The sequence below is a fragment of the Hoylesella nanceiensis DSM 19126 = JCM 15639 genome, assembly GCF_000379965.1.
Lineage (GTDB): Bacteria > Bacteroidota > Bacteroidia > Bacteroidales > Bacteroidaceae > Prevotella > Prevotella nanceiensis.
The window spans coordinates 612,227-638,582 of the sequence record NZ_KB904328.1 but is presented as its reverse complement, the minus strand read 5'-3'; the positions used below and the strand labels follow the sequence as shown (position 1 = coordinate 638,582).

The 26,356-nt window shown below is 40.4% G+C and carries 18 protein-coding genes and 1 tRNA gene; 2 read left to right on the top strand and 17 right to left on the bottom strand.

Annotation, left to right across the window (positions count from 1 at the left end; genetic code table 11):
- Positions 1–27 precede the first annotated feature (27 nt).
- The 7 genes from sufB to A3GM_RS0105535 form a co-directional block, all read right to left on the bottom strand.
- Entirely contained in the window at positions 28–1,482 is a 1,455-nt protein-coding gene (gene sufB, locus A3GM_RS0105575) for a Fe-S cluster assembly protein SufB (RefSeq protein WP_018362408.1), read from the bottom strand.
- A gap of 107 nt (positions 1,483–1,589) precedes the next feature.
- Positions 1,590–4,451 carry a translation initiation factor IF-2 gene (infB, locus tag A3GM_RS0105570; RefSeq protein ID WP_018362407.1) on the bottom strand — a complete coding sequence of 954 codons (2,862 nt, stop codon included), beginning with the start codon at positions 4,449–4,451 and terminating at the stop codon, positions 1,590–1,592.
- A gap of 88 nt (positions 4,452–4,539) precedes the next feature.
- Complete coding sequence (nusA, locus tag A3GM_RS0105565) at positions 4,540–5,805, bottom strand: transcription termination factor NusA (RefSeq protein ID WP_018362406.1); 1,266 nt, start codon at positions 5,803–5,805, stop codon at positions 4,540–4,542.
- A gap of 5 nt (positions 5,806–5,810) precedes the next feature.
- Entirely contained in the window at positions 5,811–6,278 is a 468-nt protein-coding gene (rimP, locus tag A3GM_RS0105560; RefSeq protein ID WP_018362405.1) for a ribosome assembly cofactor RimP, read from the bottom strand.
- 190 nt (positions 6,279–6,468) lie between these two features.
- Positions 6,469–7,758 carry a histidine-type phosphatase gene (locus A3GM_RS0105550; RefSeq protein ID WP_018362403.1) on the bottom strand — a complete coding sequence of 430 codons (1,290 nt, stop codon included), beginning with the start codon at positions 7,756–7,758 and terminating at the stop codon, positions 6,469–6,471.
- Between the two features lie 430 nt (positions 7,759–8,188).
- Positions 8,189–10,171, bottom strand: coding sequence for a glycoside hydrolase family 16 protein (locus A3GM_RS0105540; RefSeq protein ID WP_025830053.1), 1,983 nt, complete (start codon positions 10,169–10,171; stop codon positions 8,189–8,191).
- 459 nt (positions 10,172–10,630) lie between these two features.
- Complete coding sequence (locus A3GM_RS0105535) at positions 10,631–11,455, bottom strand: alpha/beta hydrolase (RefSeq protein WP_025830052.1); 825 nt, start codon at positions 11,453–11,455, stop codon at positions 10,631–10,633.
- An 88-nt stretch (positions 11,456–11,543) separates the two neighbouring features.
- On the opposite strand from A3GM_RS0105535, the gene A3GM_RS0105530 reads away from it, so the two are divergent.
- Positions 11,544–12,077 (top strand): NUDIX hydrolase, encoded by a 534-nt coding sequence (locus A3GM_RS0105530; RefSeq protein ID WP_025830051.1) that lies wholly within the window; start codon positions 11,544–11,546, stop codon positions 12,075–12,077.
- A gap of 188 nt (positions 12,078–12,265) precedes the next feature.
- Here the strand turns inward: A3GM_RS0105530 and A3GM_RS0105525 are convergent, their stop codons facing one another.
- From A3GM_RS0105525 to A3GM_RS11560, 4 genes are all read right to left on the bottom strand, one after another.
- Complete coding sequence (locus tag A3GM_RS0105525; protein ID WP_018362398.1) at positions 12,266–12,856, bottom strand: DUF3109 family protein; 591 nt, start codon at positions 12,854–12,856, stop codon at positions 12,266–12,268.
- A 62-nt stretch (positions 12,857–12,918) separates the two neighbouring features.
- Positions 12,919–13,587: a uracil-DNA glycosylase gene (gene ung / locus A3GM_RS0105520; protein ID WP_018362397.1), complete on the bottom strand. Its 669-nt coding sequence runs from the start codon at positions 13,585–13,587 to the stop codon at positions 12,919–12,921.
- 198 nt (positions 13,588–13,785) lie between these two features.
- A complete protein-coding gene (gene rpsT / locus A3GM_RS0105515) occupies positions 13,786–14,040 on the bottom strand; it encodes a 30S ribosomal protein S20 (protein ID WP_018362396.1) in 255 nt (84 codons plus the stop codon).
- A 29-nt stretch (positions 14,041–14,069) separates the two neighbouring features.
- Positions 14,070–14,141 (bottom strand) — tRNA-Glu (locus A3GM_RS11560).
- 513 nt (positions 14,142–14,654) lie between these two features.
- On the opposite strand from A3GM_RS11560, the gene recO reads away from it, so the two are divergent.
- Positions 14,655–15,380, top strand: a complete 726-nt coding sequence (gene recO / locus A3GM_RS0105505) for a DNA repair protein RecO (protein WP_018362395.1) — start codon at positions 14,655–14,657, stop codon at positions 15,378–15,380.
- A 313-nt stretch (positions 15,381–15,693) separates the two neighbouring features.
- Here the strand turns inward: recO and A3GM_RS0105500 are convergent, their stop codons facing one another.
- From A3GM_RS0105500 to A3GM_RS0105475, 6 genes are all read right to left on the bottom strand, one after another.
- A complete protein-coding gene (locus A3GM_RS0105500; protein WP_018362394.1) occupies positions 15,694–18,528 on the bottom strand; it encodes a M16 family metallopeptidase in 2,835 nt (944 codons plus the stop codon).
- A gap of 51 nt (positions 18,529–18,579) precedes the next feature.
- Complete coding sequence (locus tag A3GM_RS0105495) at positions 18,580–19,851, bottom strand: DUF4876 domain-containing protein (RefSeq protein ID WP_018362393.1); 1,272 nt, start codon at positions 19,849–19,851, stop codon at positions 18,580–18,582.
- Positions 19,852–19,897: 46 nt separating this feature from the next.
- Complete coding sequence (locus tag A3GM_RS0105490) at positions 19,898–21,415, bottom strand: DUF6850 family outer membrane beta-barrel protein (protein WP_018362392.1); 1,518 nt, start codon at positions 21,413–21,415, stop codon at positions 19,898–19,900.
- Positions 21,412–21,789, bottom strand: coding sequence for a hypothetical protein (locus A3GM_RS0105485; protein ID WP_018362391.1), 378 nt, complete (start codon positions 21,787–21,789; stop codon positions 21,412–21,414). Before A3GM_RS0105485 ends, A3GM_RS0105490 begins: the two co-directional genes overlap by 4 nt.
- Positions 21,786–24,521 carry a TonB-dependent receptor gene (locus A3GM_RS0105480; protein ID WP_025830047.1) on the bottom strand — a complete coding sequence of 912 codons (2,736 nt, stop codon included), beginning with the start codon at positions 24,519–24,521 and terminating at the stop codon, positions 21,786–21,788. The genes A3GM_RS0105485 and A3GM_RS0105480 overlap by 4 nt, the downstream gene beginning before the upstream one ends.
- Positions 24,522–25,021: 500 nt before the next feature.
- A complete protein-coding gene (locus tag A3GM_RS0105475) occupies positions 25,022–26,302 on the bottom strand; it encodes an FtsW/RodA/SpoVE family cell cycle protein (protein WP_018362389.1) in 1,281 nt (426 codons plus the stop codon).
- Positions 26,303–26,356 lie beyond the last annotated feature (54 nt).

Genomic DNA, 26,356 nt, shown 5'->3' with positions numbered 1-26,356 from the left:
ATCTTACTGAATGTTCTTTTTATCTGTTTATCCTACTGTTCCTTCTAATGATACCGACAAGAGTTTCTGAGCCTCAACAGCAAATTCCATTGGAAGTTTATTCAAAACTTCTTTCGCATAGCCGTTAACTATCAAGCCAATAGCCTGCTCTGTGGGGATTCCTCGTTGATTACAATAAAGCAATTGGTCTTCTCCAATCTTACTTGTTGTAGCCTCGTGCTCAATAACTGCAGAGTCGTTATGAATGTCCATATATGGGAATGTGTGCGCTCCACACTTGTCTCCGAGCAATAAACTATCGCAAGAGCTATAGTTGCGGGCGTTATCTGCATTGGGAGTTGCACGCACTAAGCCTCGATAAGAGTTCTGGCTGTGTCCTGCACTGATTCCTTTTGAGATGATAGTACTCTTGGTGTTCTTACCCATGTGTGTCATCTTTGTACCCGTATCGGCTTGTTGATAGTTGTTAGTAACTGCCACACTGTAGAATTCTGCTTGTGAGTTGTCTCCTCTAAGTATGCAAGATGGATACTTCCAAGTGATGGCACTACCTGTTTCTACTTGTGTCCAAGAGAGCTTAGAGTTTACTCCTCGAAGGTCACCACGTTTGGTTACGAGGTTAAACACACCACCTTTACCATTCTCATCGCCTGGATACCAGTTCTGAACGGTTGAATATTTCACCTCTGCATTGTCTTTAATAATAATCTCAACAATAGCTGCATGAAGCTGATTTTCATCTCGCATAGGTGCTGTACAGCCTTCCAAATAACTTACATAACTATCGTCTTCTGCCACGATGAGGGTTCTTTCGAACTGTCCTGTGTTGCGGGCATTGATTCTAAAGTAGCTACTTAGCTCCATAGGACAGCGCACTCCTTTGGGTATATACACAAAAGATCCATCACTAAAGACTGCACTGTTCAACGCTGCAAAGAAGTTATCACGATAAGGAACTACTGTTCCGAGATATTCTTTGATGAGCTCTGGGTGCTCTTGAACAGCCTCTCCTATAGACGAAAAGATGACTCCTTTCTCTGCAAGCTTCTCTTTGAAGGTTGTTTTAACAGAGACTGAGTCCATAATTGCATCTACAGCAACTCCACTAAGTACAAGCCTTTCTTCTAAAGGAATACCTAGTTTGTCGAATGTTTTCTCTAGTTCTGGGTCTATTTTACCATCTCCTGCAGGCTTCTTCGCCATTGGATCGGCATAATATGATATGGCTTGATAATCGATCTCTGGTAAATCAAGATGCGCCCACGTTGGTTGCTTCATTGTTTTCCAGTGTTCGAAAGCCTTAAGACGAAATTCCAAGAGCCATTCGGGTTCGTTTTTCTTTTGCGAAATCAAACGAACTACGTCTTCGTTTAAGCCCGTTGGAATGATATCTGTGTGTACATCAGTAGTAAAGCCGAACTCATATTTGCGCTCGGCGACACTCCTAACGTATTCATTTTTCTGTTTTTCTTGTCCTTCCATACAATTATATATTGTGTTATCCGTTAGAGGGACGACCCGAAGATCGCCCCTTTTCTTTTTTTTTATAACAAATTGCATACCACAATACTATATGGTAACAAATGTTACTATAAGGTTTGTTGTACCTCTATTTCCATGAATGTTTCAAGAACATCACCTACCTGAATGTCGTTAAAGTTGGTTAGACTTATACCACATTCGAAGTTTGCTGCAACGTCTTTCACATCATCTTTATATCGTTTTAGCGCATTGATTGGAGCAGTGTGGATAACGATTCCGTCACGAACAACACGTGCTTTGTCGGTGCGATGCACTTTTCCTTCGGTAACAAGAGCACCTGCAACGGTTCCAACCTTAGATATCTTGTAAACCTCACGCACTTCAACTTGTCCTGTAACGACTTCTTTCTTCACCTTATCCAACATACCTTCCATCGCCTTCTTCACATCGTCGATAGCGTCATAGATAACTGAATAAGTGTTGATTTCAACGCCTGCGTTCTCTGCTTGACGGCGTGCTGCTGCTGAAGGACGCACTTGGAATCCAACAATAATAGCATCACTAGCGTCTGCAAGAGTCACATCGCTCTCTGAAATCTGTCCTACTGCCTTGTAGATCACGTTTACCTTAATCTTTTCGGTAGACATCTTCAAGAACGAATCGCTCAATGCTTCAACAGAACCGTCGGTATCTCCCTTCACAAGGATATTCAATTCCTTGAATGATCCCAATGCGATACGGTGAGAGATGTCGCTCAAGGTCAAACGTTTTTGTGTACGTAAGCCTTGTTCACGTTGTAGTTGTTCACGCTTATTAGCAATATCTCGAACCTCTTGTTCAGTCTCTAACACGTGGAAAGAGTCACCAGCGGTAGGCGCTCCGTTAAGTCCTAGGATGATTGCAGGCTCTGATGGACCAGCAGATTGTATGCGTTGGTTACGCTCATTGAACATAGCTTTGATACGACCCCAGTGTGTTCCAGCGATAATGTTATCGCCCACTTTAAGTGTACCGTTGCTAACTAAGACGGTAGAAACGTATCCACGTCCTTTATCTAATGATGATTCGATGATTGAACCTGTTGCTCTTCTGTTTGGATTAGCCTTTAGGTCGAGCATTTCTGCTTCCAAAAGAACTTTCTCTAACAATTCTCCTACACCGATTCCCTTCTTCGCACTGATCTCTTGTGATTGGTATTTACCACCCCATTCCTCTACTAATAGATTCATTTGAGATAGGTCTTCACGAATCTTGTCAGGGTTTGCTCCTGGCTTATCGATTTTATTCAAAGCGAATACCATTGGAACGTTTGCTGCTTGAGCGTGTGCAATAGCCTCTTTTGTTGTAGGCATCACAGAGTCATCGGCTGAGATAATGATGATTGCGATGTCGGTTACCTGTGCTCCACGTGCACGCATCGCTGTAAAAGCTTCGTGACCTGGAGTATCAAGGAATGTGATACGACGTCCATCTTCTAGCTGAACGTTGTACGCTCCGATATGTTGTGTGATTCCACCAGCCTCACCTGCGATGACATTGGTGTTGCGAATATAGTCGAGAAGACTTGTTTTACCATGGTCAACGTGACCCATTACAGTTACAATTGGTGAACGTGGAACAAGATCGTTTTCATCATCTTCCTCCTCACTTACAGCCTCTTGCACTTCTGCACTCACGTATTCTGTCTTGAATCCACATTCTTCTGCAACAAGATTAATGGTCTCTGCATCTAGACGTTGGTTGATAGAAACCATGATTCCGACGCTCATCAATGTTCCAATTACTTTGTTAACTGAAACGTCCATCATTGTTGCAAGCTCGCTAACAGTTACGAATTCTGTTAGTTTTAGTGTCTTGCTGTCTTTACGTTCGGCATTTGCTTCAGCGTTCATCTTCTCTTGAACGGCCTCACGTTTTTCCTTTCTATACTTCGCACCCTTCTTGTTTTGGTTCTGCTTGTTGGTTAGTCGAGCCAAGGTTTCTTTCACTTGTCTTGCTACATCCTCATCATTTACCTCAACAGATTTAACGGGTTTGTTTTTCTTTTTCTTGTTTTTGTTGCCTGCGTTGTTATTAGGTGTGTTGTTATTGTTGCGATTGCGGTTTGCATTTTGACTCACCTCTGCATTGATATCAACACGTTCCTTATTAATACGCACACGTTTTTTGCGCTCTCCTGCTTGTTGTTGAGCCTTTTCTTCACGCTCTTTCTTGCGCTCTTCCTTTGTTTTCTTCTTAGGACGAGTGCTTTGATTGAGTGTTGCAAGATCGATTTTGCCTAATACATTCGGACCATTAAGTATTTTCTTCTCACTATTGAGCTGGAAAATATCATCTTTTTTGTCTTCTGTTTCCACTTTCTTATCTTCTTCTTTTGCTTTTGGCTCTTCAGAGATCACCGCCTTTGGAGCTTCTGCAGCTGGCTTTTTAGGTCCAGCTTCTACAGCAGCAACAGGAGCCTTAGCCTCTTTATGAGTCTTGTGCGACTCTTTGCTATGTTCCTTTGCGTGCGCCTTTGCTTCAGACTTTGGTTTTACCTCTTTCACAACAGCAGGTTGTTTTTCTTGGCTTTCGGCAGTAGCCTTAGAGTTACTATCAGTCTTTTCAGTTTGAGCTACAGACTTCTTAGATGATGTTTTCTTTTCAACGCCATCAAGATCGATTTTACCTAATGGTGTAAACTTTTGTTGGTTGGTTGATTGCAACAAGTCTTCACCACGGGTGTCCTCGCTTACTGCAGCACGTTTCTTTTCTTTTTGTTTCTTTGGGAAGATCTTTTCCGCTTGACTTTTCACATCAGCTTCGTGCTTAAAGGCTTCTACCAATGCATTATATTGTGCATCGTTTAATTTAAAGTTGGCGTTATCCTTAGGCACTTCTCCCAAGTCTTTTCGTTTTTCTAGGAATTCAACTGCCGTTTGCATTCCTATATTTAATTCACGTATTGCTTTGTTTAATCTGATACTCATTCTTTTCTTAAAACTCTATTTTAATTTTCTTTTTGTAATATATCAAGGAAATTGCAGTCCCTCATCTGTTTTAGTGAGTTTGAAGTGATTATCCTTCAAACTCTGCACGAAGTACATTTAAAACATGATCAACTGTTTCCTCTTCAAGATCGGCTTTCTCTACAAGCATTTCTCTTGGCGCACTTAGCACGCTCTTAGCTGTATCTAAGCCTATTGCTTTAATTGAATCGATAATCCATTGTTCGATTTCATCAGCAAATTCGTCTAAGTAGATGTCTTCATCTGCTTCATTTTCATTGATCTCACGGAATACATCAATTGTGTATTCTGTAAGCATTGATGCAAGTTTAATGTTCAAACCACTACGTCCAATAGCCAAACTTACTTGCTCTGGTTGTAAGAATACCTCTGCTTTATGAGCCTCTTCATCGATGTTGATGCTATTGATTATAGCAGGACTCAACGCACGTTGAATGAACAACTTAATGTTAGAAGTATAGTTCACCACGTCGATATTCTCGTTGCAAAGCTCTCTTACGATACCATGAATACGGTTTCCTTTCACTCCCACACATGCTCCTACTGGATCGATGCGCTCGTCATAGCTTTCAACAGCAATCTTAGCACGTTCTCCTGGCATACGAGCAATCTTCTTTATAGCGATTAATCCGTCGTTAATTTCAGGAACTTCAGCTTCTAAAAGACGCTCAAGGAACATTGGACTTGTACGAGACAAGAATATTTTTGGATTGTTATTTTCGTTGTCTACACGAGCAATTACGGCACGAACAGTTTCGCCTTTGCGGTAAACGTCAGCAGGAATTTGCTCTGTTTTAGGTAGTTTCAATTCGTTGTTTTCATCGTCTACCAAAAGTACTTCACGCTTCCAAACTTGATAAACCTCTGCAGAAATAATTTGACCCACACGGTCTTTATACTTATTATACAAGGCATCGTGTTCAAGTTCTAACACTTTTGATGCTAATGTTTGACGTAAGTTCAAGATGGCACGACGCCCGAAACCTGCGAAATTTACTCTTTCAGATACTTCTTCGCCCACTTCATAGTCGGGTTCAATCTTGATTGCATCGCTCAAAGCAATTTCTTTGTTCTCGTCGCTCACCTCTCCATCAGCCACAACTACACGATTTCGATAGATTTCAAAATCGCCTTTATCTGGATTCACGATAACATCGAAGTTCTCATCGCTACCGAACAGCTTTGCAAGTACATTGCGGAAGCTTTCTTCTAGAACGCTAACAAGGGTTGCACGATCGATATTTTTGGTATCTTTAAACTCTTTAAAGGTGTCGATCATGCTCATCGACTCGTCTTCTTTCTTTCTTGCTACCATAGCTTTTATTTGAAACTTATTAAGTATTTTGTATATTTCACTTTATTCATGTCGTAGGTATGATCCACATCTTGCAACACAGGACGTTTCTTTCCATCGACTTTCACCTTTTCTTTAACGGTCACCACGAATGTAGTTCCATCAACACTTTTAAGCAAACCTTTTACTTTTCTGCCGTCAGCATCTAACACTTCCACTTCTTTACCAATGAAGTTGATGTATTGTTGTGGCACTTTAAAAGGCTGACCCAATCCTGCAGAGCCTACTTCAAGTTCATAGTCGATCTCATCTTTGCTCATGTGATCTTCTATAAACTTACTAAGTGCTACACAGTCTTCAATCCAAACACCTTCAGAATGATCTATCTCAACCACTACTCGGTCATCATTACTCACTTCAATGCCTACCAAGAAGTAGTCTTTATCTTGCAACCACTGTTCTACTAGCTGCTTTACGACATTTTTATCGATCATAAATTTGTTGTTAATTCGTTCTTTCCTTTATATTTTAAAACAAGAATGAGAAGCTCAATATGTGAGCCTCTCATTCCACTGAACGATGCAAAGTTAGTGAAAAGAAATGAGTTATACAACTTTTTTGTTACTTATTTCATTCTTTTCTTCATAAGAAATCCTATCTCATAACTCTACATTCTATACCATTTTAGGGCTTAAAGCTCTGTAACTTTGCGTTGTAATAGTTTTTAAAGTCGCTCCAACGATAATAAGGAGCATGTTTTGTGGGCAATGGAAGGATTGCTTCTTGCTCATTGAGCAGCACTTTCACCAACACATCTTTATCGTTTTCTGAACGGCGATAGAACACCAATTGCACATTAGCAGCCATTGGGAAGATTCGATAATTTACCCAACCCTCTTGTTCTAACTTGTCGATAGAACTAATTTGTTTATCGTGTCCATTGATACCAAGTAGGCAAACAAGTGGCAACACAATTGTTTCGTGTCCAAAACGAAGGGTTGCTCCTGGGCGTTTCAACTGCAAACAGCTGTCGGCTTGGTGCATAATGTTCTTTAAAAGATTGCGTTGTGAGAAGGGTTGCATACCGCCATTCTGAGGTGCTGGACCACTTGAGATATACCAATGTATGTTGTTTCGTTGCCAAAGAGCATATAGTTCGTCGTTGGTAAAGAGGTCGAACAGAGTGAGATGATTACCAATTTCTGAGTTTTGAAGAATGGTTGCCACTCTAAAAAGGGTGAGATATAACTTGCGCACACCCATTTCTTTCGCCACAAAAGTGGTGTCGGTGAATAGTTGCTGAATGCAACGTTGTGGGTGAATGTTGCTGTTTTCCCAGTTATTGATAAGGTCTGTCACCTCTTTAGGTCTTCTTTTCGAGAACAAAACGCTATCGTTTAAGTTCATATAATACATGTCGTGATGACTTGCATCGTGCTTCATTTTAAGACGAGGATTAAGCGTTGCGAACTTCAAAAGTTCGTTTTCCATCGACAAGATACAACGAATCACAACCGTACTTTTTGCCTCAACGCAATTAGAATCGCTAAATATCACAGGGAAACGATGATACATACGTTCTGCAATTTCTTGATGCTGACGAGCTCCTAAGTCGGTTAGTTCTCCATAACGATTATGACTCTCCGACTCTATCTTTTTCAATTTCTCGAGCACTTCGCAACCTTTTTGTGTCAAAAGGTGTTGTGCATCGGCTTTTAAGAAGAGTGCAAGGGGCTTAAGATAATCGTTTTTGTCGATCAAAAAACGTGAGCCATGACGGCCATAATGACTAAGATAACAAGGTTTATAACCTTTTGGTGCTGGCGTATCCTTGGTGTTTTGGGGCATAGGATAAGCCAAATAGTTACTTGCACTCAGGTTTTTGTTGGCAATAATCTCGCTTTTCACGTCTTGAGCCAAGAGCATTTTGCTCACAAAAAGCGAGGCAACGGCAACTAAAAGTATTTTCTTCATACTGAAATATGTTTAGAATAGATAATAATAAAATATTTCTTTATTGGTTGTGCAGACTCATTTTTCTCTACAACTTCGTCCTTTATTCGGCTTATAAGTATCAGATAAACAAACACCTACCAAAAGAACAAACTACTTTTGTTGTGCTTTCTTTTGCTAACAACGTAACTTGCAGAAATCCATTTCTTGCCACACATAGGGCAAAAATACGAATAAAATCACAGAAAAGCACTCCTTTTCTTCAAGAATATTTCAATAATGAGATGGTACAACATTGGTATTCTTACTACCAACTAAATGAGAAGTTCAATAAGTTCTTTTATTTTGAAAACGTAAAAGACCTACCGACGTATAGATAAAAAAAAGAGATCTCTCCCCTTTCTACGAGATATTGCCCATAGAAAATGAGGAGAGACCTATTGAATAATCATTATTTTACAACTATTTTTTTGCCGTCTACAATATAAACTCCTTTGGGAAGGGTTCCCTCTTTATAAGAGTCTGCCACCTTAATACCGCTAATGGTATATACCGCTCCTGGATTTTTGGGTGCAATTTCCATTTTTGAAACAGACGAAGTGAGCATTTGTCCGTCTACAACACGCACACTTCTTAAGAAAAAGCCCTTACCTGTTACGCCCAATCCATAGGTTTTCAACTCTTTAACGGCTTGTTCATTGGGCACAAAGGTGTAAACTTTCTCATCGCTTCCCTCCGTTAATTTCAAAATATGTCCATATTGTTTATCAGAAGAAAGAGATGGTCTACTGCGATTACCTGGCTCTGGTTTTCTATATTGTTGCAAGTAAACCTTTGCATTAGGCTCAACATCTCGCACCATAATCTCTATTTTTTGGCCATATCTTAGATCTTTAAACTGCTCTGCTGGGACAATCGTTTCGCCCCATTTCATTTGTTTAAAGCCCACCCATTTTGCACTATTCTTAGAAGAACGACACACTGAGAACAAACGAACATTCTCGCCTTTTAACACACAGCCTTCGCTTTTTAGCTTATTGCAAAAGTCTTCTGTATCTACAATAAAGGTCACTTGCGCATCTTGTTGCGAAAGTCCTGGTTTCAAAGTGGTGAGAGATTTGCCTTGCTTATCATATATATCGAGTTTTATTTTACCAGACTGTCTAAACTCAGATGCACTCAAAGTATCTATATCAATCACCAGTTGATCGCCTACTTGTAGATCGGCAAATCTCACTGCTGGCACCGCCACTTCAGCCGTAGTGCTGCGCCAATCCCAGCTTACAGGCACCGAACCCAACCACAAAGGTTTATTAGTACGTTTATAAACACGCAACCAATCGACATTCATATCATAGTTATGAGGGGTTTTATTGATATCTCCTCCATATTTAGGATTTTGATGTGGGTATAAAACTCCACCGCCCTTGCCATCGGGCTTACCTCCAATTCCTCCGTTAATAGCCACGTCCCATACATGTTCTAAGTCGCCATTAACAAAGTATTCGTTTTTTAAAACTTCGTTATATTGATAGATCGAAGTGTTTTTTATCTTATAATCTTTTGTAGAGAACACCGATCTCACCCTACCATCTAATAAGAAACTTACTGCAAAATGCACGGCAGAGTCGCCAGGTAGCGGATCTATTTGCGCACCATAGACGTGAAAATCGGCTGAAGGATCAAACGATACCTCTCTAACACGTTCTGAATATGGATTATAATTGTAGCTGTTGTCTACCACTACCTTATTATTCTGGTCTAAAGTGCGTCTTAATCCATGAATAGATTGGTGTAACACTTTCTTACCTGCAAATTTAAAGGTGTGATTTTGCCAGTTTGTCCAGTCCTTATCATCATCGTTTACGAAGAATTCGAGCAAGTCTATTTCAAACTTACTTGCACCCATTCGGTGACGAAGCCATAAAGCCATCCATGTACCAAACTCGTAAGGCACCTTTGCTTTTACTTCTATACGAGAATAAAAGGGATAATACTTCTTTGCATCTCGGCTCGACATGAAGCCAGACCACCAGCCAATGTCAGAGAAATTGTGTTCAGGATGCAAAGGGGTACGAGACATTACGCCAGGATTTAGATTTTTCTTCTGTGCGTAATTCGTATTAAGTCCTGTTTCTATCGCATCACGAGTGGCACGAATGGTAGCAACTCCATCTTTTACCGTCACCATTTTGTCACGATAAATTTGCGCCATTCCTTGCTTTTCATTATTGCCATAGAATTCATTTGAATAGTACTTTGCAGGATCACCATACAGCCCCCAATTGTTTTTATCAATAGAAGAACCATTAAATTCATCACCAGGTATACTTCTCCAACCTGGTAATGAGGGAATAGTAGAATCTACAAACTGCGCATTGGCATTGGTTGTGCTCAATCCAAGGACAACCGTCATTAGTAAAATGTTTTTCATCTTTTTCATTGTTTATGTTTAATCATAGTTGTTCTGGTTACTAAATTTTTACTCTCTCTATTGAAAAAACGACTTTTATTGAAAAACATTGCAGTAGAAAATTCTGCCTTTTGTGAAATATTCTTTCCTAAAAGAGAACATTTTATGTCTTTATTTACTCCAAAAGATGCCTTTTCCCCCTTTCTATTTCAGCTTATTCGACTCATTTCACCACTATAAGTAAAAGGGAGAAAATACACTTAATTCTTTAAATTTCTAATGCATATATACTTGTTTTTTAGCTTTTAGGTAGGGTGTATTTATATCTTTTTTGCACACTTTTATGTCATATTTTCATACGAAATACGCCCAACAAGGCACAAACACCTTTCTTTTACAATCGGCTTTCATGCTTATGCTATCCTAAAAGCAAAATAACAGTCTCGCAGGGAAGCAAGACTGCTATTAAAAAGAATTTCTTTAGAAACTTGAAAGCCACGACTTGATGAGCAATAGCATTTCTGGTTGGTATTTAAAACGTGGTCGCATGCCCCAACCATGACCTCCATCGGGGAACACAAAGAGCGATGCTGGCACGTCGTGACGATAGAGTTCGTTATAGTAGTTCACACCATTTGCAGGCGCAACTGTGCCGTCGTCGTCACTAAGAATAACCAATCCACGAGGAGTGTTGCGGCTTACTTGCATGTCGGTGCTATAATCTCGCTCGTCTTTTTTACGTGCAGAGCTACCCAAGAAGTTATCGTGTGAACCCTGATGTGTGTAACCTGGGATCATAGTGATAACGGGATAGAAAAGTATTTGAAAGTTAGGTCGAGCCGCAACACTGGCTTTTGTAGCAATGACAGATGCCAAGTGACCACCCGCTGAGAATCCAACTACACCCACATTATTAGGATTAATGTGCCATTGTACAGCGTTCTTTCTAATCAATTTCATTGCCTCTTCGGCGTCAGAAACAGGAATATCGGGGTTACCTTTGGGCAAACGATATTTCAAAACGATTGCTGCCACACCCATGTGGTTAAAGAATGGAGCCCAATCTGTACCCTCTGGTTCCATTGAAAGATATTCGTATCCACCTCCAGGCATAATCAAAACGGCACGTCCTGTAGCCTTTTTCGCATCAGGAAGAAACACCTTCACCTTTGCAGTGTCGTTTGCAAGTCCGTTACTATTAGGCGCAGTGCCATTCCAAAGGTTATATTCAAAGGTTTTTTGAGCATTCATTGCACAACAAACAAAGAGCATTGCGCAACTTAAAATCAGTTTTCTAACTTTCATCTTTTAATTGTTTTATTAGCTTATTCTTTTGCAAAGATAGTATATTTTTCGTAATATTGCATTGTATTATTTAATGAAGCGAATAAAGATGCACCCATTAGAGAAATTTAATTATTGCCCCGTTTGTGGCAAAAATCATTTTGAAGAGCAGGATAAGAAAAGTAAAAAATGTGCTGATTGTGGTTTTGAATACTACTTAAACCCAAGTAGTGCAGCCGCAGCATTTATCTTTAACGACAAAAAAGAGCTATTGGTTTTGCGCAGAAAGCACAACCCTGGCAAGGGAATGTTAGACCTTCCTGGAGGCTTTGCCGATATGCATGAATCGATAGAAGAGACTATTAAGCGAGAGATTAAAGAGGAAACAGCTCTCGAAATCACCACTTCTCGCTACTTATTCAGCATTCCTAATAAATACACTTACAGCAATTTCGACATTCCTACACTCGATGCTTTCTTTATCTGCACCGCTAAAGACACCACAACACTTAGTGCAGACGACGATGCCGACGAGTGTTTTTGGCTTCCTTTGACCGAGATTCACACCGAACAGTTTGCCCTTCGCTCTATTAGAAAGGCACTTTCGATGTTATTGGAACAAGGTTGCGACTTGTTGAAATAATGGTTTGAGGTGTCGATAGGACACTCTCTTCTTTCCCCTAAGATAACATACTGATTTGGATTGTTGTGTTATCGTTTTTCAAAAGCATTGACATTGCACTGCCAAAGCATTGAGTTTATATGCCAAAAGCAATGCTATTGGAGTGTAAAAGTATAGAAAATAAAAAGTCCCTAGTAGACCATTGTTTACTAGGGATTATTCTTTTCTTTTAAAACTTCATTCGCCACTTCTTCTAATTCGCTATACCACTGCTCGCCAAAGCGACGTATGAGCGGATCTTTTAAAAACTTATAGATGGGCAACTGCAACTCTTTTCCTTTCTTCACGGCGTCTTTACACACGTCCCAACGATGATAGTTCAACCCTACAAGGTCGTTACTGAAACGCTTTTCTCGAATGGGATACAAGCTACATGATATGGGTTTGCAAAACGAGGTCTTGCCTTTTCGATACAAACGCTCGAGGGCACACAAACAAGTTCCGTTTTCATAGCAGGTAAACACGCAATCTTTGTTGTTCACAATAGAGGTTACAAGGTCGCCATCTCTGTCGGTATAAACAACGCCTTGCTTGTCTATTTGCGCCTGAGCCTGTGCCGAAAGCTCGCTCCAAGCTATCTCGGTGACTTCTTCGAGGGGCGCTATCTCTTCAAAAAGCACGGGTGCTCCGGCATCACCTTCTATACAACAAATTCCTTTGCAGGCGTCTAAATCGCAGCAAAAGCACTCTGTTATTATATCTGATGATAATAAAACGTTTCCTACTTGTATAATAGACATCATAATGTGTTGTGGCTTTTTGTATAATAAATGGTGGCTTGTAGAGGGCGACAGCGGGTGTTTTACCAGCTTATGGGTTCTATTCCGTTACTAATGAGGTAGTTGTTGGCTTGCGAAAAATGGTGATTTCCGAACCAACCTCCACGATTTGCCGACAAAGGGGATGGGTGAACGCTCTCTAATACCAAGTGTTTGGTGGTGTCGATAAAGACTTTCTTGCGACGAGCAAAGCCTCCCCAAAGAATAAAAACGAGGTGGTTGCGGTGTGTACTCAATGCTTTGATAGCCGCATCGGTGAAGGGTTCCCAACCAATATTTTGATGGCTCGCTGCCTGATGCGCACGAACGGTGAGGGTGGAGTTGAGCAATAACACGCCTTGCTCTGCCCAATGGGTTAGGTCTCCGTTAGCGGGTAGCTCCTTTCCGATATCGTTCTTCAACTCTTTGAATATATTGATGAGTGATGGAGGCATGGCTATTCCTTCTTGAACTGAGAAACTTAGTCCGTGAGCTTGTCCTATTTCATGGTAAGGATCTTGCCCTAATATCACCACTTTTACATCGTTAAACGGACATAAGTCAAAGGCTCTGAATATATTTCGACCTTCTGGGAAACAACGATTTGTCTTATATTCGAGCTTTACCGCATTGGTTAAACGCTCAAAATAAGGTGCCGCTAACTCGTCTTTGAGCACCTCTTTCCAACTGGGTTCCATCTTTACGTCAACCATGTTCTCTATCTTTTTATTCTGTATAAGCTTCTTTCGCCTTTAAAGTGGTAATTCCTTGAAATGCAACTCTCTTCAGATTGGAATATAAGTCACTTCAGTTTGAAATACAACTTACTTCAGTTTGAAATGTAATAAAAAATAAAAGAGCCGCAAGCAATATGCTTGTGACTCCCTATATTATTCATACATAACAGCTAATTAAGCAAGGCTTGCAACGTGAGCAGCCAAACTTGACTTAATGTTTGAAGCTTTATTCTTGTGTATGATATTTGTTTTAGCAAGCTTATCCAACATTGCTTGAACAGTAGGATAAAGCTTTAGAGCTTCTTCTTTATCTGTTAGTGCACGCAATTTACGCACAGCGTTGCGCATTGTCTTTGCATAATAACGATTATGCAATGTGCGAGTTTTAGTTTGACGGATTCTCTTTAACGCCGATTTATGATTTGCCATCTTTGTTTGTTGCTTTTATTTTATTATTGTAGTCCCTAGGAGAGTCGAACTCCTCTTTAGAGAATGAAAATCTCTCGTCCTAACCGATAGACGAAGGGACCATAAGTTTTTGTTTGCGGTTGCAAAGGTACAACAATTTATTTAATTACCAAATCTTTTGCGAAATATTTTTTCTTAAGAGCTTAATTTTTTATACTTTTGTGGTAAAAACGGGTCAATTTCTATTCATTTAGACTGAAATTGCATTGTTTTTGCATTTCAATTAAATTTGAATTGCAGCGACAAAAAATCATGATTTCACCCCTTTGGGGATACAAAATAGGTGAAAATGCTATACAAAAGCAAGCCCATTTGATGCGAGAAAGAAGAAAAGCAGACAAAGAAGTAGCAGTTGTACGACACAACAGAAGCAAAAATACACCTCAAAAACGCACGAACGGGTTTTAAAAGACACCCATCTCTTTCGCACGCACGCATGTACTTATAATAATATACGCACGTATGTAGATACAAGCAACGCACGCAATTCTCATCACTTACCCATACATCACCCCATAAAAAGGGCGAAACAACATTCAAAAAGTCCACTCATCACAACAAAACACCCCATTTTTATGCTCGTAAACACATCTGCTATTGTTCTACACTCATTCAAATACAAAGAGAATCAAATGATTGTCGACATGCTAACAGAGCAATTAGGACGCATTAGTTTTATTGTTCGAGTGGGCAAAAAGGGCTCTGCAGCCACCAAGAGACAGTTTTTTCAGCCCCTAACCTTACTCGAACTCGCTTTCGATTATCGTGAGAACGTGGGCTTACAGAAGTTGAACGACATCAAAATTGCGCATCCTTTTAATTCGATTTTCTTCGATCCTTTCAAGTGTAGTATCGCTCTTTTCGTGGCAGAATTCTTGTATCACGCCACCAAAAGCGAAGCACAAACCGCCCTTTTGCACAATTATATTGAGGCAGGACTTTTGTGGTTAGACAGCAGCACAGGCTCTTTTGCCAACTTCCACCTCGTGTTTATGATCAAACTCACACGTTTCATCGGTTTCTATCCCAATACCGATGGATTCGAGGAAGGCTGTATTTTCAATTTGAGAACGGGCTGTTTTGAAGATTATTCGCCCATACACACTGACTATCTAACGCCCACCGACTCTATTGCCATGTATCAATTGCTCCGCTCGAACTATAACACTATGCACTTATTCGAGATGTCGCACGAGCAAAGAAACCGCTGTACAGACATCATTTTGAATTATTATAAGTTGCACCTCCCCACCTTTGCAGAGCTTAAATCGCTACAAGTGTTGAAAGACATCATGCGATAAACCACCCACCCGAGTTGCCTTTGCACCGCACCCCGTTTACCTTTCTTTTCCTCCTCCACTCCCCTTTCATTCCAGGGATTGAGCCTTCACGTCCCAAAAGCAACGCTTTTACCTTTCAAAAGCAGTGAGATTGAGGTGTAAAAGCAATGAGATTGCGCCCTAAAAGCAATGGGTTTAGAAACGAAGTGCCGAGCTATACTTTCTCAAAGTGAAGCGAACCCAATAAAAAAGAGATATTGCAACTTGTCATCTCACCTCAATTGGCAATCAACAAACCCTGCAATATCTCTAAAAAAATACGCTCTTCTCTGCGTTATTGTATCTTTTCAGAACTCATTGTCACTTCAATTCGCTTCTTATTCTCTACAACCAGCTTAGCAAAACGCTGCATATCTTGGGGTGTTAGCTGTTCAACAAAACGCTGATAGCCCGCATCTGCGTCTACATTATTATAGAGATAGTTAAACAAAAGCTCTTCCCAATACTCGTTAGTGTTCACTACCGACTTGTAAGTTTTAAGCAAATAGGTCTTTATTTTGTCTAACTCTTGCGCATCAACTCCATTGTTTGCAAGTTTCAAAAGCCCTGCATCTACCAGCGGAATAAGCTCTTTATACTTCTCAGGAGCAGTACTAAATGCCACTTTTAGCACCATTTGACTATAGGGATATTGCGCCAATGTACTTGTAACTTTGATGTTATAAGCTCCTCCTTTGTCTTCTCTAATCGACTGAAGATAGTCACTTCGCAAGAGAGAAGCAAGGATATCGAGTTTTATTTCGTTCTCTACACTATATGGAATACGTGCAGAATAGAGCACACTTGTGCGCACAACGGGTGTAGCTTGTGGATGAACCATGAGGCGAGTGATATTCTTTTCTTGTATTTCTGGAATATTCTTGCCTCGCATCTCTCTACCTTTTGCCGATGGAAGCGATGCTAAATACTGACAAAGGAAGGGCTTTAACTGCTCAACATCAACGCTTCCTGTTATGATAACATTAAAATCTGAAGCATTGGCAAAGCGTTCTTTGTAGATCTCTATAATTCTTTTATAGTTCACTTTGTCTAAGTCGGAAGCCGAAAGAGATAGCACTTGTGGATTATTTCCATAAACAACACGCATCAAACTATCGTTATACACCACACCAGGTTTCTGATTTTGCAATTCTGTAAAGCTCTTCTGCTCGTCTATCATCTGCTTAAATGCTACCGAATCTACACGAGGCGAGGTGAAATAAAGATGCACCAACTCGAACAATTCCTTTGCATTTCGAACCACACTGTTACCCTTTATACCTTCGATATCTTCACCAATAAAAGGCGAAACATTCACGGTTTTACCAGAAAGCATTCTATTTAGAGTCAATTCGTCGAACTTCGACAGTCCACCCGACGTGATTCCTGCTATGAGATAGGTTAAGTTATGAGCATCTTTTGTGCTATATAAACTCTTACCTCCAATGCTAAACGCTCGCAAGTTGATTTCATCATCTTCAAAAGAGGTTGGTTTTACATACACATTCATGCCATTCGACAAGGTGAAGTGGGTATAACCATATATCGTTTTCTCTTCTTTCACAATCGTTCCACTTTGTGGTAGGACTGAAATAAAAGAAGATTCGGTTTTCATATCCTCGTATTTTGGATAGTCTTTTTGCTGCGCCAACACAATAGTTTGCTTCAACTGTTGTTCCGAAAGCTCTTCTGCTCCCTTCGAATCGGGCACAAACAAGGTTGCCACCTCATTGGTGTTGTGCACCAGTTCTGCAAGCATTGCGTTCACATCTGCCAAAGAAACCGAGCCATTCAAACGCTTTGTTTCTTGCAATTCCACTTCAGGAGTAAGTATATTACTATTATTTAGGAAGTTGTTCACGCACATTTCCACATACATACTATTGCGAACTTTGTTGCGATCGTTATACGAATTCTGTGCATCATTCAACGCTTCGTCTTTCGCTCTCAATAGTTCTGTTTCGGTAAAGCCATGCTTTCGAGCTCTTTCCAGCTCGCCAACAACCAACGAAATACCCTCTTTCACACGTTCTTTCACCAGCGTTGCCGTTAGCATAAAGGCGTCTTTGGTGTTCGATATGAAGAAGTTTCCATCTTGAACCGATGCTGCAAGGATTTCTTTACTATGCTTCTTTTGCAAAACATCAAAGCGATTGTTGAGCATAGAGATAACCAAATTGGTGAGATAATTATCCTTATACGCCTCAACGGTTTGTCGTTCTGCCCACGGAGTGACGTCTCTTTTCATGTAAAGACTAAAACTTGGAACGGGTTGTTCTGCATCTTTAGCACAAAAAACAATCATCTCTTTGTTGTCACTCACAGGATAATACACACGTTTTTCTGCGTTTTTAGGTTGAGGAATGGCTCCAAAGCACGCCTTAATCTTTGCTTCTACCTTATCAACATCAACATCTCCCACCACAATAACAGCTTGCAAGTCGGGGCGATACCATCGTTTATAATAGTCTTTCAAATGCTTATAGGCGAAAGAACGCACGATATCCATCGATCCAATGGGCAAACAATCTTCGTATTTCGTACCCTTATAAATGATAGGAGTTGATTGTTCTAAAAGGCGTTGCATTGCCATTGCCGACCTACGGGTGCGCCATTCTTCTTCAATAACTCCCCTTTCCTTGTCTATCTCCTTATCAGTGAGCAATAAACCACAGCTCCAATCGTGCAGAACCAGTAAGCAAGAGTCTACTATTCCTTCACGAGTTACGGGCGCAGCAGATATGTTATACACCGTTTGGTCAACGCTTGTATAGGCATTTAGGTTTGCTCCAAACTTAATTCCAACGCTTTCACACCACTGAACAACGCCTGGTTTGTTATCTGTTTGTGGAAAGTTTACGGTGCCATTAAATGCCATGTGCTCTAAAAAGTGAGCCAAACCACGTTGATTAGACGTTTCTAATATAGAACCAACTCGCTGTGCAAGATAGAAATCGGCTTCGTTTTTAACAAACGAATTGTGTTTAATATAATAGGTAAGTCCATTAGATAGCTTTCCAATTCTTACGCTATTATCTTGCAACATGCGTTGTGCAAAGGCGTTAAACGACATCATGCACAAAGCAATAAACAAAAGAATACGATTATATTTCATCGCTTTAAAAGGCATAATCTCCCCTCTTCTGCATTAGAAAGAAGGGAGATTATTATCTAATTCTAATTAATATACAAAATAAGAAGGCTTTGCAGCGGCTTCAAAGTCATTGGTTGAGTTATTGGTATCGAGCCATTTTGTACCGTTTTTCTTACGCAATACAGCCTTTCTATAGCTGCTTGCATCGTTCATTTGCTCTGCCCAATAAGTGAAACCAGCATCTAATGAAGGTGCAACCACGTTCCATTGGTGATCTGACTTCACTGCAAGATTCACTGCATCAATCACCCATTTGTTAGGAACCATTAAGTAGTTCTCTTCGTTTTCGAGGTTATATGGGTCGTCAGCTTCAACGTATTTCACTTTATATTCATAGTTCTTCTTAAATGTTTCCACATCACCTTCGATGCGAACAAGCGCATATGCCTTCACACCATTGCGGTTTGGGGTTACTCTTCCTTCGCTATCACCATACACATGCTTAAGAACTGGAACATTGTTGTTTTGCTTTTCGATGTCAATCTCTTCACCATCAGCGTCTACTCCCTCTATAAACATAGAAGAATAGAATTGGAAGTTGGCTTTACTTAGATCGATAGAGTTAGCATTAAACTCTTTATGATTGCGGGCATTGAATGCAATTACGATCTCTTCTCCTGGCTTAATAGGATATTGTTTGCCTGTTCCTGGAATTACAAAGATATCTTCTACGGTCATACCTTGAAGCATAACGTTGGGCTTATAGTCGTTCTTTGCATTGGTTTGGAATTGAGATTGCACGATAGCAAGCCCGTCGGCATACATCAAAGAGTCGCTATTATTGGCAATTTTGATATATTGATCGTCGCTATAGTCTTTGCCTTCAGGAGTCTTTGAGAATGAGAAATAGATCTCAGTAATCACCAATCCAGCCGCAGCATTATAGGTATTGAGGGCTATTTCGGTTGAGTTTGGAATACCTTCTACACCACTTTTAGTTACAGATACATTGCTCTTTGTGGCACGAACAGCCGATGTTAGCGGCTGATTGTTTACCTTATACGCCAAAGTACCATTCACTTCAACATTGTAAGTGCCTGCAGGAAGCGATAAAACTGCATTGTATTTACCATCTTTCTCTTTGAAGTTAGAGAACGAATAGGTTGTTTTATCGAGCACATTGGTAAACACTGCGGTTGCATTTTGCAAGCTTCCGCCTTCTACATCCAATGGAACATTAAGGCTTAGACCATACTCTACCTTTTCAACAGTAGCGGGTTCATTATCGTCTTTACATGAAGTAAACACGAAACATACAGCAAATAGTGCTGCAACTAACATAAAAATGTTTCTTTTCATACTATCTTTTATTTTCTGTTATTGATTATTTTATCTTCTTATTGCATTAGAAATAGACTCCCAAAGCAACGCTCATATTGGTTTGTTGGTATCCTTTTAATCCTACAAAACCACCATTTAAGCGAGCAAATAGGGTTTTATTGCTTTTCCAACATGCCGGTTTATAAGTGAAAAGCACGCTTCCTTCTAACTGAAAAGCATTGGCTTTAAGATGCTCATAGCTTAAGTTTATCATCTCAGTGATATTCTTATCCATCACAGCAAAGGGCATAATCAACTGCTTTTTCACGTTATTCATCACCGTAGAGCTAACATCTAAGGTGAGTGTTGATCGACTATTCACTGCCTGTTGATATTGCATTTGAGTATTAACATATATAAAGTTCGCCTCCATAACACGCAAAGGCTCTACATATTGCATTTTATTTGTTTTGTAACCGCCTTGCACATGGGCTGTAAACACGTGTTTATCGCCTGCTTTAAGTAGTGCTCCTACCGCATAATCCCATTGCCTATTCTTATACATCGACATACTTATGAGCTTTCGATACTCTCCTCCTGCAGCGTTTCCAACGACATTTTCGTTGCCTAAACGGCGGTTATGCACCACAGAAGCATATACACTCCAACCCAATTGCTGTTCTGCTTTCCACCCAAAGTGGGCTTTCCACGTTGTATTATATAAGGTTGTGAGGGGTAAAGCGTTGAGTTTGGGAAGGATTTGGTTATATGGAACGAATCGATAACCTGCCGAAATAAAGGCTCCTTGCTTTGTTTTTGGATTCAAATGAATATCGAACAGCAATCCTGTAGCTTTGTAATAGGCAGATAAGTTGTTGCCCGAAAAGCGTGCATAGTTGGTTCCTAAGCCTGTATAAAGATATTCTTTGCTGGTTCCTTCCTCACGAAAAAAGGCCACATCGTTGGTTTGTTTGTAGAAAATTCCACCCATATCCAAACCCAAGTCGTATGTTGTAAAGGCATATTTTGCCCCTACTTTCAACACTAAGTCGGTGGCAATACTGCGTGTTCGTGGGTCTTTTCTACTAAATTGTTGCATCGCTCTAAAGTCAATTACAGCCCCAATGGTCCACTGTTTCATTGTGGTTGCTGCCCCACCACTAAACGAATACTGCTCAATAGTAGGACTTGTTTGCAATGTATCGCCCAAAACATAAGGATAAAGTATATCGAAGTCGGCAGCAGAATTAAAGCTTATGCGCTCTATTTTACCCCTTTTATAGCCCGCACTTCCCCACAAACAAAGGTTCGAAGGTAACAAAAGATACGACTGAATGTCTATCTTTCCCACCTTATGTCCTGTGCCTTTTTGATATAAGAAAGGCTTGTTTGAATGCTGATAATCGAACGAAACGCTTCCACTTGATAACGAAGTGGAATATAAAGTGGGAGCCGCTGCTGGATTGTCGGCATGCTTTTGCAGAACACGAGTCCACAAAGCGTTGTGCTCTAATATAGCTATTGAGTCTAACGAAGAGGCATATAACGCATTGAAAGCACCCAACCAAAGAACCAAAAGTATTGCTATTGTTTTTCTTTTCATAACCAAATAGGATGTAATACAATTGTTGTTGAATTGTTAAGTACCTCTACATAGCTTTCAGACACACGGAAGTAGCGCACCGAGACGCTTCCATCTGCCATCTTAACACGCACTGTTCCCTCTCCTTGCAACGAATAAACACCTCGCAACACCTGCATTGTTGTTTGCGAATTGCTAAATGTTGAAGTGGAATAGGCTTGTTGATTGGTGATATTGAGCAGTGTTATTGTACCTTGAATCTGCATCAATTCCTCGCCTTCTGATAGCTCTAAGCGGGTAATTGCAGTGGTATAATAATTGGTTTCCTCTTTTTCACAGCTCGAAAAAGCCATCAACACCAACACCAAACAAATGATATATAATTGCTTTATCATAGTTTCACACTCATTTCTAATCCAAAATAAGGCACAACGAAACGTCGAACCACCATGTTATTGCGCTCATAATCGGGGTGAGCATCCCACAGCTTATTAACAAAGAGGGCAACCATTAGCTGGTCGTTCCAAAGCTTTTTAGTGGCTTTCAGATTGATATTCATACTAAAAGGCACTGTTTGACGCTCGAACGCACGTTCGTTTTGCACCCTTACAAGATATCGAAGCGCATTGTCTTGTTGCTCTGTTGCAGTATAAGGCAATATCTCTCCGTTCTCATTCATATAGCTTTGAGGAATCGTTTCCTTTCTCATCGACTGGCTTGCAGTTTGCCATAAGCATTGAAAAGAGAGCGAAACGCCCAGTTTTATTTGTGGAATACTACTATCAAAGGTAAAGTTTGTGTTCACCATTTCACGTATATAGCCCTCGTCGTCTTTATATATTCCAACAGCATTCAGTGCCTTTCCATTCACAATCTTTGAGGGTTTCTCTTGCACAGGCAATGCATTTTGATAGTGAGTTTTAAACCATGCACCCGTAATTGTTAAACGAGTGTTGAACAAAGGCACACGAGCCGAAGCGAAAGTAAATTCTAATCCTCGTTTAAAAGTTCTGCTTCCGTTAGCCCATACATTGTAACTTTGAAGTCTACTGCGCATTGTAAAGGGCAAATCATCGATATTTGGAGGTGTGATTAAAGCCGAACCGCTGAGCGAAGCCAGTGAGTAGAGTTTATATTGGTAGGGCTGAAACACTGCCATAGACCTGAAACCCGAGGTCATATCCTCATGGAAATAGGTCAAAGTGAGTCGATTTCCTGCCCAAGACACATCGCCTCTAATCTCCTTTTTCACATTGCGTGCAGCCGTTAAAGAGGGATTTCGAGGGTCTACCACATAGGTTTGAAGACGCATTCTGCGGTTTTCTCGTTGCTCATGATAGTAACTAAACTCCACAAAATCCATGTATTCGTTTTCGGGATAGAGCTGATCTATGGTTGGAAACATAGTGTGTAAGCCCACACCTGCCGACAAACTGAAGGTGAAAGGGTGTCCTAACACGTTGAAAGAAGGCAGCGTTAGCGAGGCATTAACACGTGGATCGAGATAGTATTTGTTATGTAAAGCATAGCTATTAGGTAGGTTTAATGCTGTTTGGGCACGTATTCCAGCCGAAAGATCGATATTATAACGTCCTAATTGCTTGCTCATTGTTTCTTCAACATAAAACGAAAGGGTGTGCGAAGCAGGTATATCACTATATTTTCGAGGTCGATGTAGCGTGCCAGGGTATAGCGGATAGAGCACATCAAACATCTGTCCTTGTCCTAAATTCTTATCAACTTGAAAGTCTGCACCTATCAAAAGCTCATTGGTTAGGTCTTTTAAGGGGAAAGAAAAGGTGCCATTTGCTCGCATAAACACGTTAACTGGCTTGCCATCTACTGTTTGTGAGCCCGTGTAAGTGTAGGGATAGATAAAAACAGCATCGCTCTCACCCGTAACATTGTTAAGAGCTGCAGGCGTGTCGCTGGTGAGTTGCACCAAACGAGTGCGTTCTAAGCGGTCGTTTTCGTAGCTTGCCGAGGTAGAAAAATCAAGTGATCGCAACCAACTTTGGGTATTCTTGGGTTTCAACTCGATATCGAACATTGCGGCATAGCGTTGATATTTGGAGCTATATTTATCCACTCCGCCATAATTTAGCTCCTCATCCACCTTATCTTCGTCGAAAGATCCTCCATAATCGATGTTGAGTGTGGTGCTTATTTGATGCGAACGGGTTTCGAACACCTTATTCATTCGGGCAGAAAGGGTGATTCGTTTATAGTTTTCGAGAATGTTTCGAGGGTCTGATTGACTATCAAGATAGTCGCCACTGAAGTTAAATGATAGGCGTTTGGCGGTGTTTTCAAATCCTTTTCCCACATAAAACAGCTTACTATTCATATCGGCTTTGAAGCGTGCCGACAAGTTATTGCCTCCTTTTCTACGGGTTATTTTCACCAATCCACTGGTTAAATCGCCATATTTCACAGAGGGAATGCCTCGCACAATCTCTACTTCTTGAATGTCGTCGGTGGCTATTGAGCGCATATCTACACCCATATTGGTGAAGTTGCGCACGTTAGATGTGCGGTCTAAAGCCCCTGAAAGGCGTTGAATGTTGGCGTGCATACTTATCGGTGCGCCATCAACTACGAACTGAGTACCAAGAGATGAGGTGGCATAATCGCTGCCAGAGATGGGCACTTCACGCAAAGATATAACGTTAGGTGTGGTGAGTGTGCCGTTAGAAGCACGTCCGCCTGGAAGCAATTCTAATATATCTACGAAAGAAGAGGGTTGCAGATGGTCCATAGCCTGTCGTTTAATGGTAGACGAAGTGGATAGTTTTCGTCCTTCTTGTGCCGTTACAATCACTTCACCAAGTGCCTTAACATCGGCTTGAAGATAATAAACTGCAGTGCTATCAGTGTGAGTTAAGAGGGATTTATAGCCTAAATACGAAATGACTATAGCTGTTTTAGGAGCCACTTTCAACACAAATACTCCATCTTTATTGGTAGTTGTATGTTCGTTTGTAGTCAATTTCGAAACCACAAACGCTCCTATTATTGGCTCGTTAGTTAGCTTATCGAGCACAACACCTCTACATATTGTTTGCGAAAAGACATTATTAGAGATCTGTAACAACAGTAATATAAATAAAAATTTTGCGTACTTCATCCTGATTCGCATTTCGTTTGCAAAGTTACACACATTATCAAAACGAAACAATACCTAAAAATTATGAAGGGAAGTATTGCATAAGTAGCTGATATAATTAATTATGGGTAGGTTTATTGCCTTTAATTGCACAACTAAAAAGCATCTGTGCTTTGTCTATAAAAAAGAGATTACAGGGTGGTTGTTTGCTCTTTTCCCAACTTAGTTGTTGTAAATAAAAAGAGATTGAATTGCACTCATTCTTCAAAGACTCTTTTCCCTGTTTTCAAAAGCAACGCTTTTACCTATCAAAAGCAGTGAGATTATGATGCAAAAGGATTGAGTTTGCAGTCTAAAAGCAATGCTATTCCCCCACATTACCATTTTTGTTCTCTATTCAATGCGATGCGTCCCACATCAAACGACAAAAGAATGAGGGTGAGAAATGATGAAAGATATAAAAAGAATGAACCGCCCTAAATAGATAACTTAGAGCGGTTCGGTATATAGAATTTTAGATATTAGTTCGATTCTGTGTCATTTTCTGCCACTGGTGTAGGTGTAGTTGCCGACTCGTCTCTTACCTTTGCCGAACGACTTACACTTAAAATCACTCCTAAGAAAACACAGTTGATGATGGTAGAAGTACCTCCTTTACTTACAAGTGGTAAGGGTTGACCTGTTACAGGCGCAAGTCCTACAGCCACACACATATTGAATACGGCCTGAGTTGCTAACAAAAGCGCATATCCCATGGCCAAAAATGCAGGGAAATTGTTCTCACATCGTCGGGCGATAGTTCCTGTTCTGAACAAGATAACCATATAAAGTAGAGCCACAAAGAAGGCTCCTCCGATACCCATTTCCTCTATAATTATGGCGTAAATAAAGTCTGAAAAGGCTTGAGAAAGGAAGTCTCTTTCTACTGAATTACCTGGACCTCGTCCCACAATGTTCGACGATGCAATGGCAATATTAGCGTGTGCCACCTGCGCATCCTTATCTAAATCGACCTCATTAGGGGCTAAATCTTTTCCTGAAGTAAACTTATTGATACGTGATTTCCATGTATCTAAACGCTTTAAGTACGATCCTATACCGCCTTTTTCTTCCTTTTTAGGCTCTACTTGCTCTGTAAGTAGCTTCTTGTTGTCGGGTTGTTCTTCTACCTTACCAATGGTCATAATTAGTAAAAAGCCCACAACAGCAAGTCCACCAACGCACGCTACCATATAACCTAACAGCTTTTTAGGCACTCTACCCAGTACAAACATCATGAAAACAACCAACGAAATAAGGGCAGCCGTTGAGAAGTTCTCTTTGAATATCAACAGAATAAGGGGTGCAGAAAGTCCTAAAATCCATTTAACAGCACGCTTATCGGCTCCGTTTTCGGTTTGAAGAGCACTCAAAATTTGCGCAGTTAGCAATATAATAGTACCCTTTGCAATCTCTGAAGGCTGAAATTGTATTCCTAAAAAACTTATCCATCGCTGAGCATTATTAGTGGCTTCGCCTGCTATTACTGCCCACAACAAGCCGAGAATAGACCCAAAATAGAGGATAAGAGTGGGCGTTTTGAAGTATCGACAGGGTATGTTTAGGGTGAAAATCATAGCGATTGCACCTAAACTTAACAAAAACATGTGCTTAAAAACGGGTGCTAAATAGCTACCACTTTTATAAGTTAAGCCCGAAGAAGCAGAGAAAACCTCAATAATACTGATGACACAAAGGAAGAAAAAAGCCATCCAAATCACTTTATCTCCTTTGAAAATATTTCCTAATTTATTCGTATTCATCGTTTTGTTATATGCCCTTTTATTGTTGCTCGATGTGACTTTCTGTTTTATTGT

Coding starts and splice junctions, on each gene's coding strand:
- sufB (WP_018362408.1), bottom strand. CDS start 1,482: ATGGAAGGACAAGAAAAACAGAAAAATGAATACGTTAGGAGTGTCGCC.
- infB (WP_018362407.1), bottom strand. CDS start 4,451: ATGAGTATCAGATTAAACAAAGCAATACGTGAATTAAATATAGGAATG.
- nusA (WP_018362406.1), bottom strand. CDS start 5,805: ATGGTAGCAAGAAAGAAAGAAGACGAGTCGATGAGCATGATCGACACC.
- rimP (WP_018362405.1), bottom strand. CDS start 6,278: ATGATCGATAAAAATGTCGTAAAGCAGCTAGTAGAACAGTGGTTGCAA.
- A3GM_RS0105550 (WP_018362403.1), bottom strand. CDS start 7,758: ATGAAGAAAATACTTTTAGTTGCCGTTGCCTCGCTTTTTGTGAGCAAA.
- A3GM_RS0105540 (WP_025830053.1), bottom strand. CDS start 10,171: ATGAAAAACATTTTACTAATGACGGTTGTCCTTGGATTGAGCACAACC.
- A3GM_RS0105535 (WP_025830052.1), bottom strand. CDS start 11,455: ATGAAAGTTAGAAAACTGATTTTAAGTTGCGCAATGCTCTTTGTTTGT.
- A3GM_RS0105530 (WP_025830051.1), top strand. CDS start 11,544: ATGCACCCATTAGAGAAATTTAATTATTGCCCCGTTTGTGGCAAAAAT.
- A3GM_RS0105525 (WP_018362398.1), bottom strand. CDS start 12,856: ATGTCTATTATACAAGTAGGAAACGTTTTATTATCATCAGATATAATA.
- ung (WP_018362397.1), bottom strand. CDS start 13,587: ATGGTTGACGTAAAGATGGAACCCAGTTGGAAAGAGGTGCTCAAAGAC.
- rpsT (WP_018362396.1), bottom strand. CDS start 14,040: ATGGCAAATCATAAATCGGCGTTAAAGAGAATCCGTCAAACTAAAACT.
- recO (WP_018362395.1), top strand. CDS start 14,655: ATGCTCGTAAACACATCTGCTATTGTTCTACACTCATTCAAATACAAA.
- A3GM_RS0105500 (WP_018362394.1), bottom strand. CDS start 18,528: ATGCCTTTTAAAGCGATGAAATATAATCGTATTCTTTTGTTTATTGCT.
- A3GM_RS0105495 (WP_018362393.1), bottom strand. CDS start 19,851: ATGAAAAGAAACATTTTTATGTTAGTTGCAGCACTATTTGCTGTATGT.
- A3GM_RS0105490 (WP_018362392.1), bottom strand. CDS start 21,415: ATGAAAAGAAAAACAATAGCAATACTTTTGGTTCTTTGGTTGGGTGCT.
- A3GM_RS0105485 (WP_018362391.1), bottom strand. CDS start 21,789: ATGATAAAGCAATTATATATCATTTGTTTGGTGTTGGTGTTGATGGCT.
- A3GM_RS0105480 (WP_025830047.1), bottom strand. CDS start 24,521: ATGAAGTACGCAAAATTTTTATTTATATTACTGTTGTTACAGATCTCT.
- A3GM_RS0105475 (WP_018362389.1), bottom strand. CDS start 26,302: ATGAATACGAATAAATTAGGAAATATTTTCAAAGGAGATAAAGTGATT.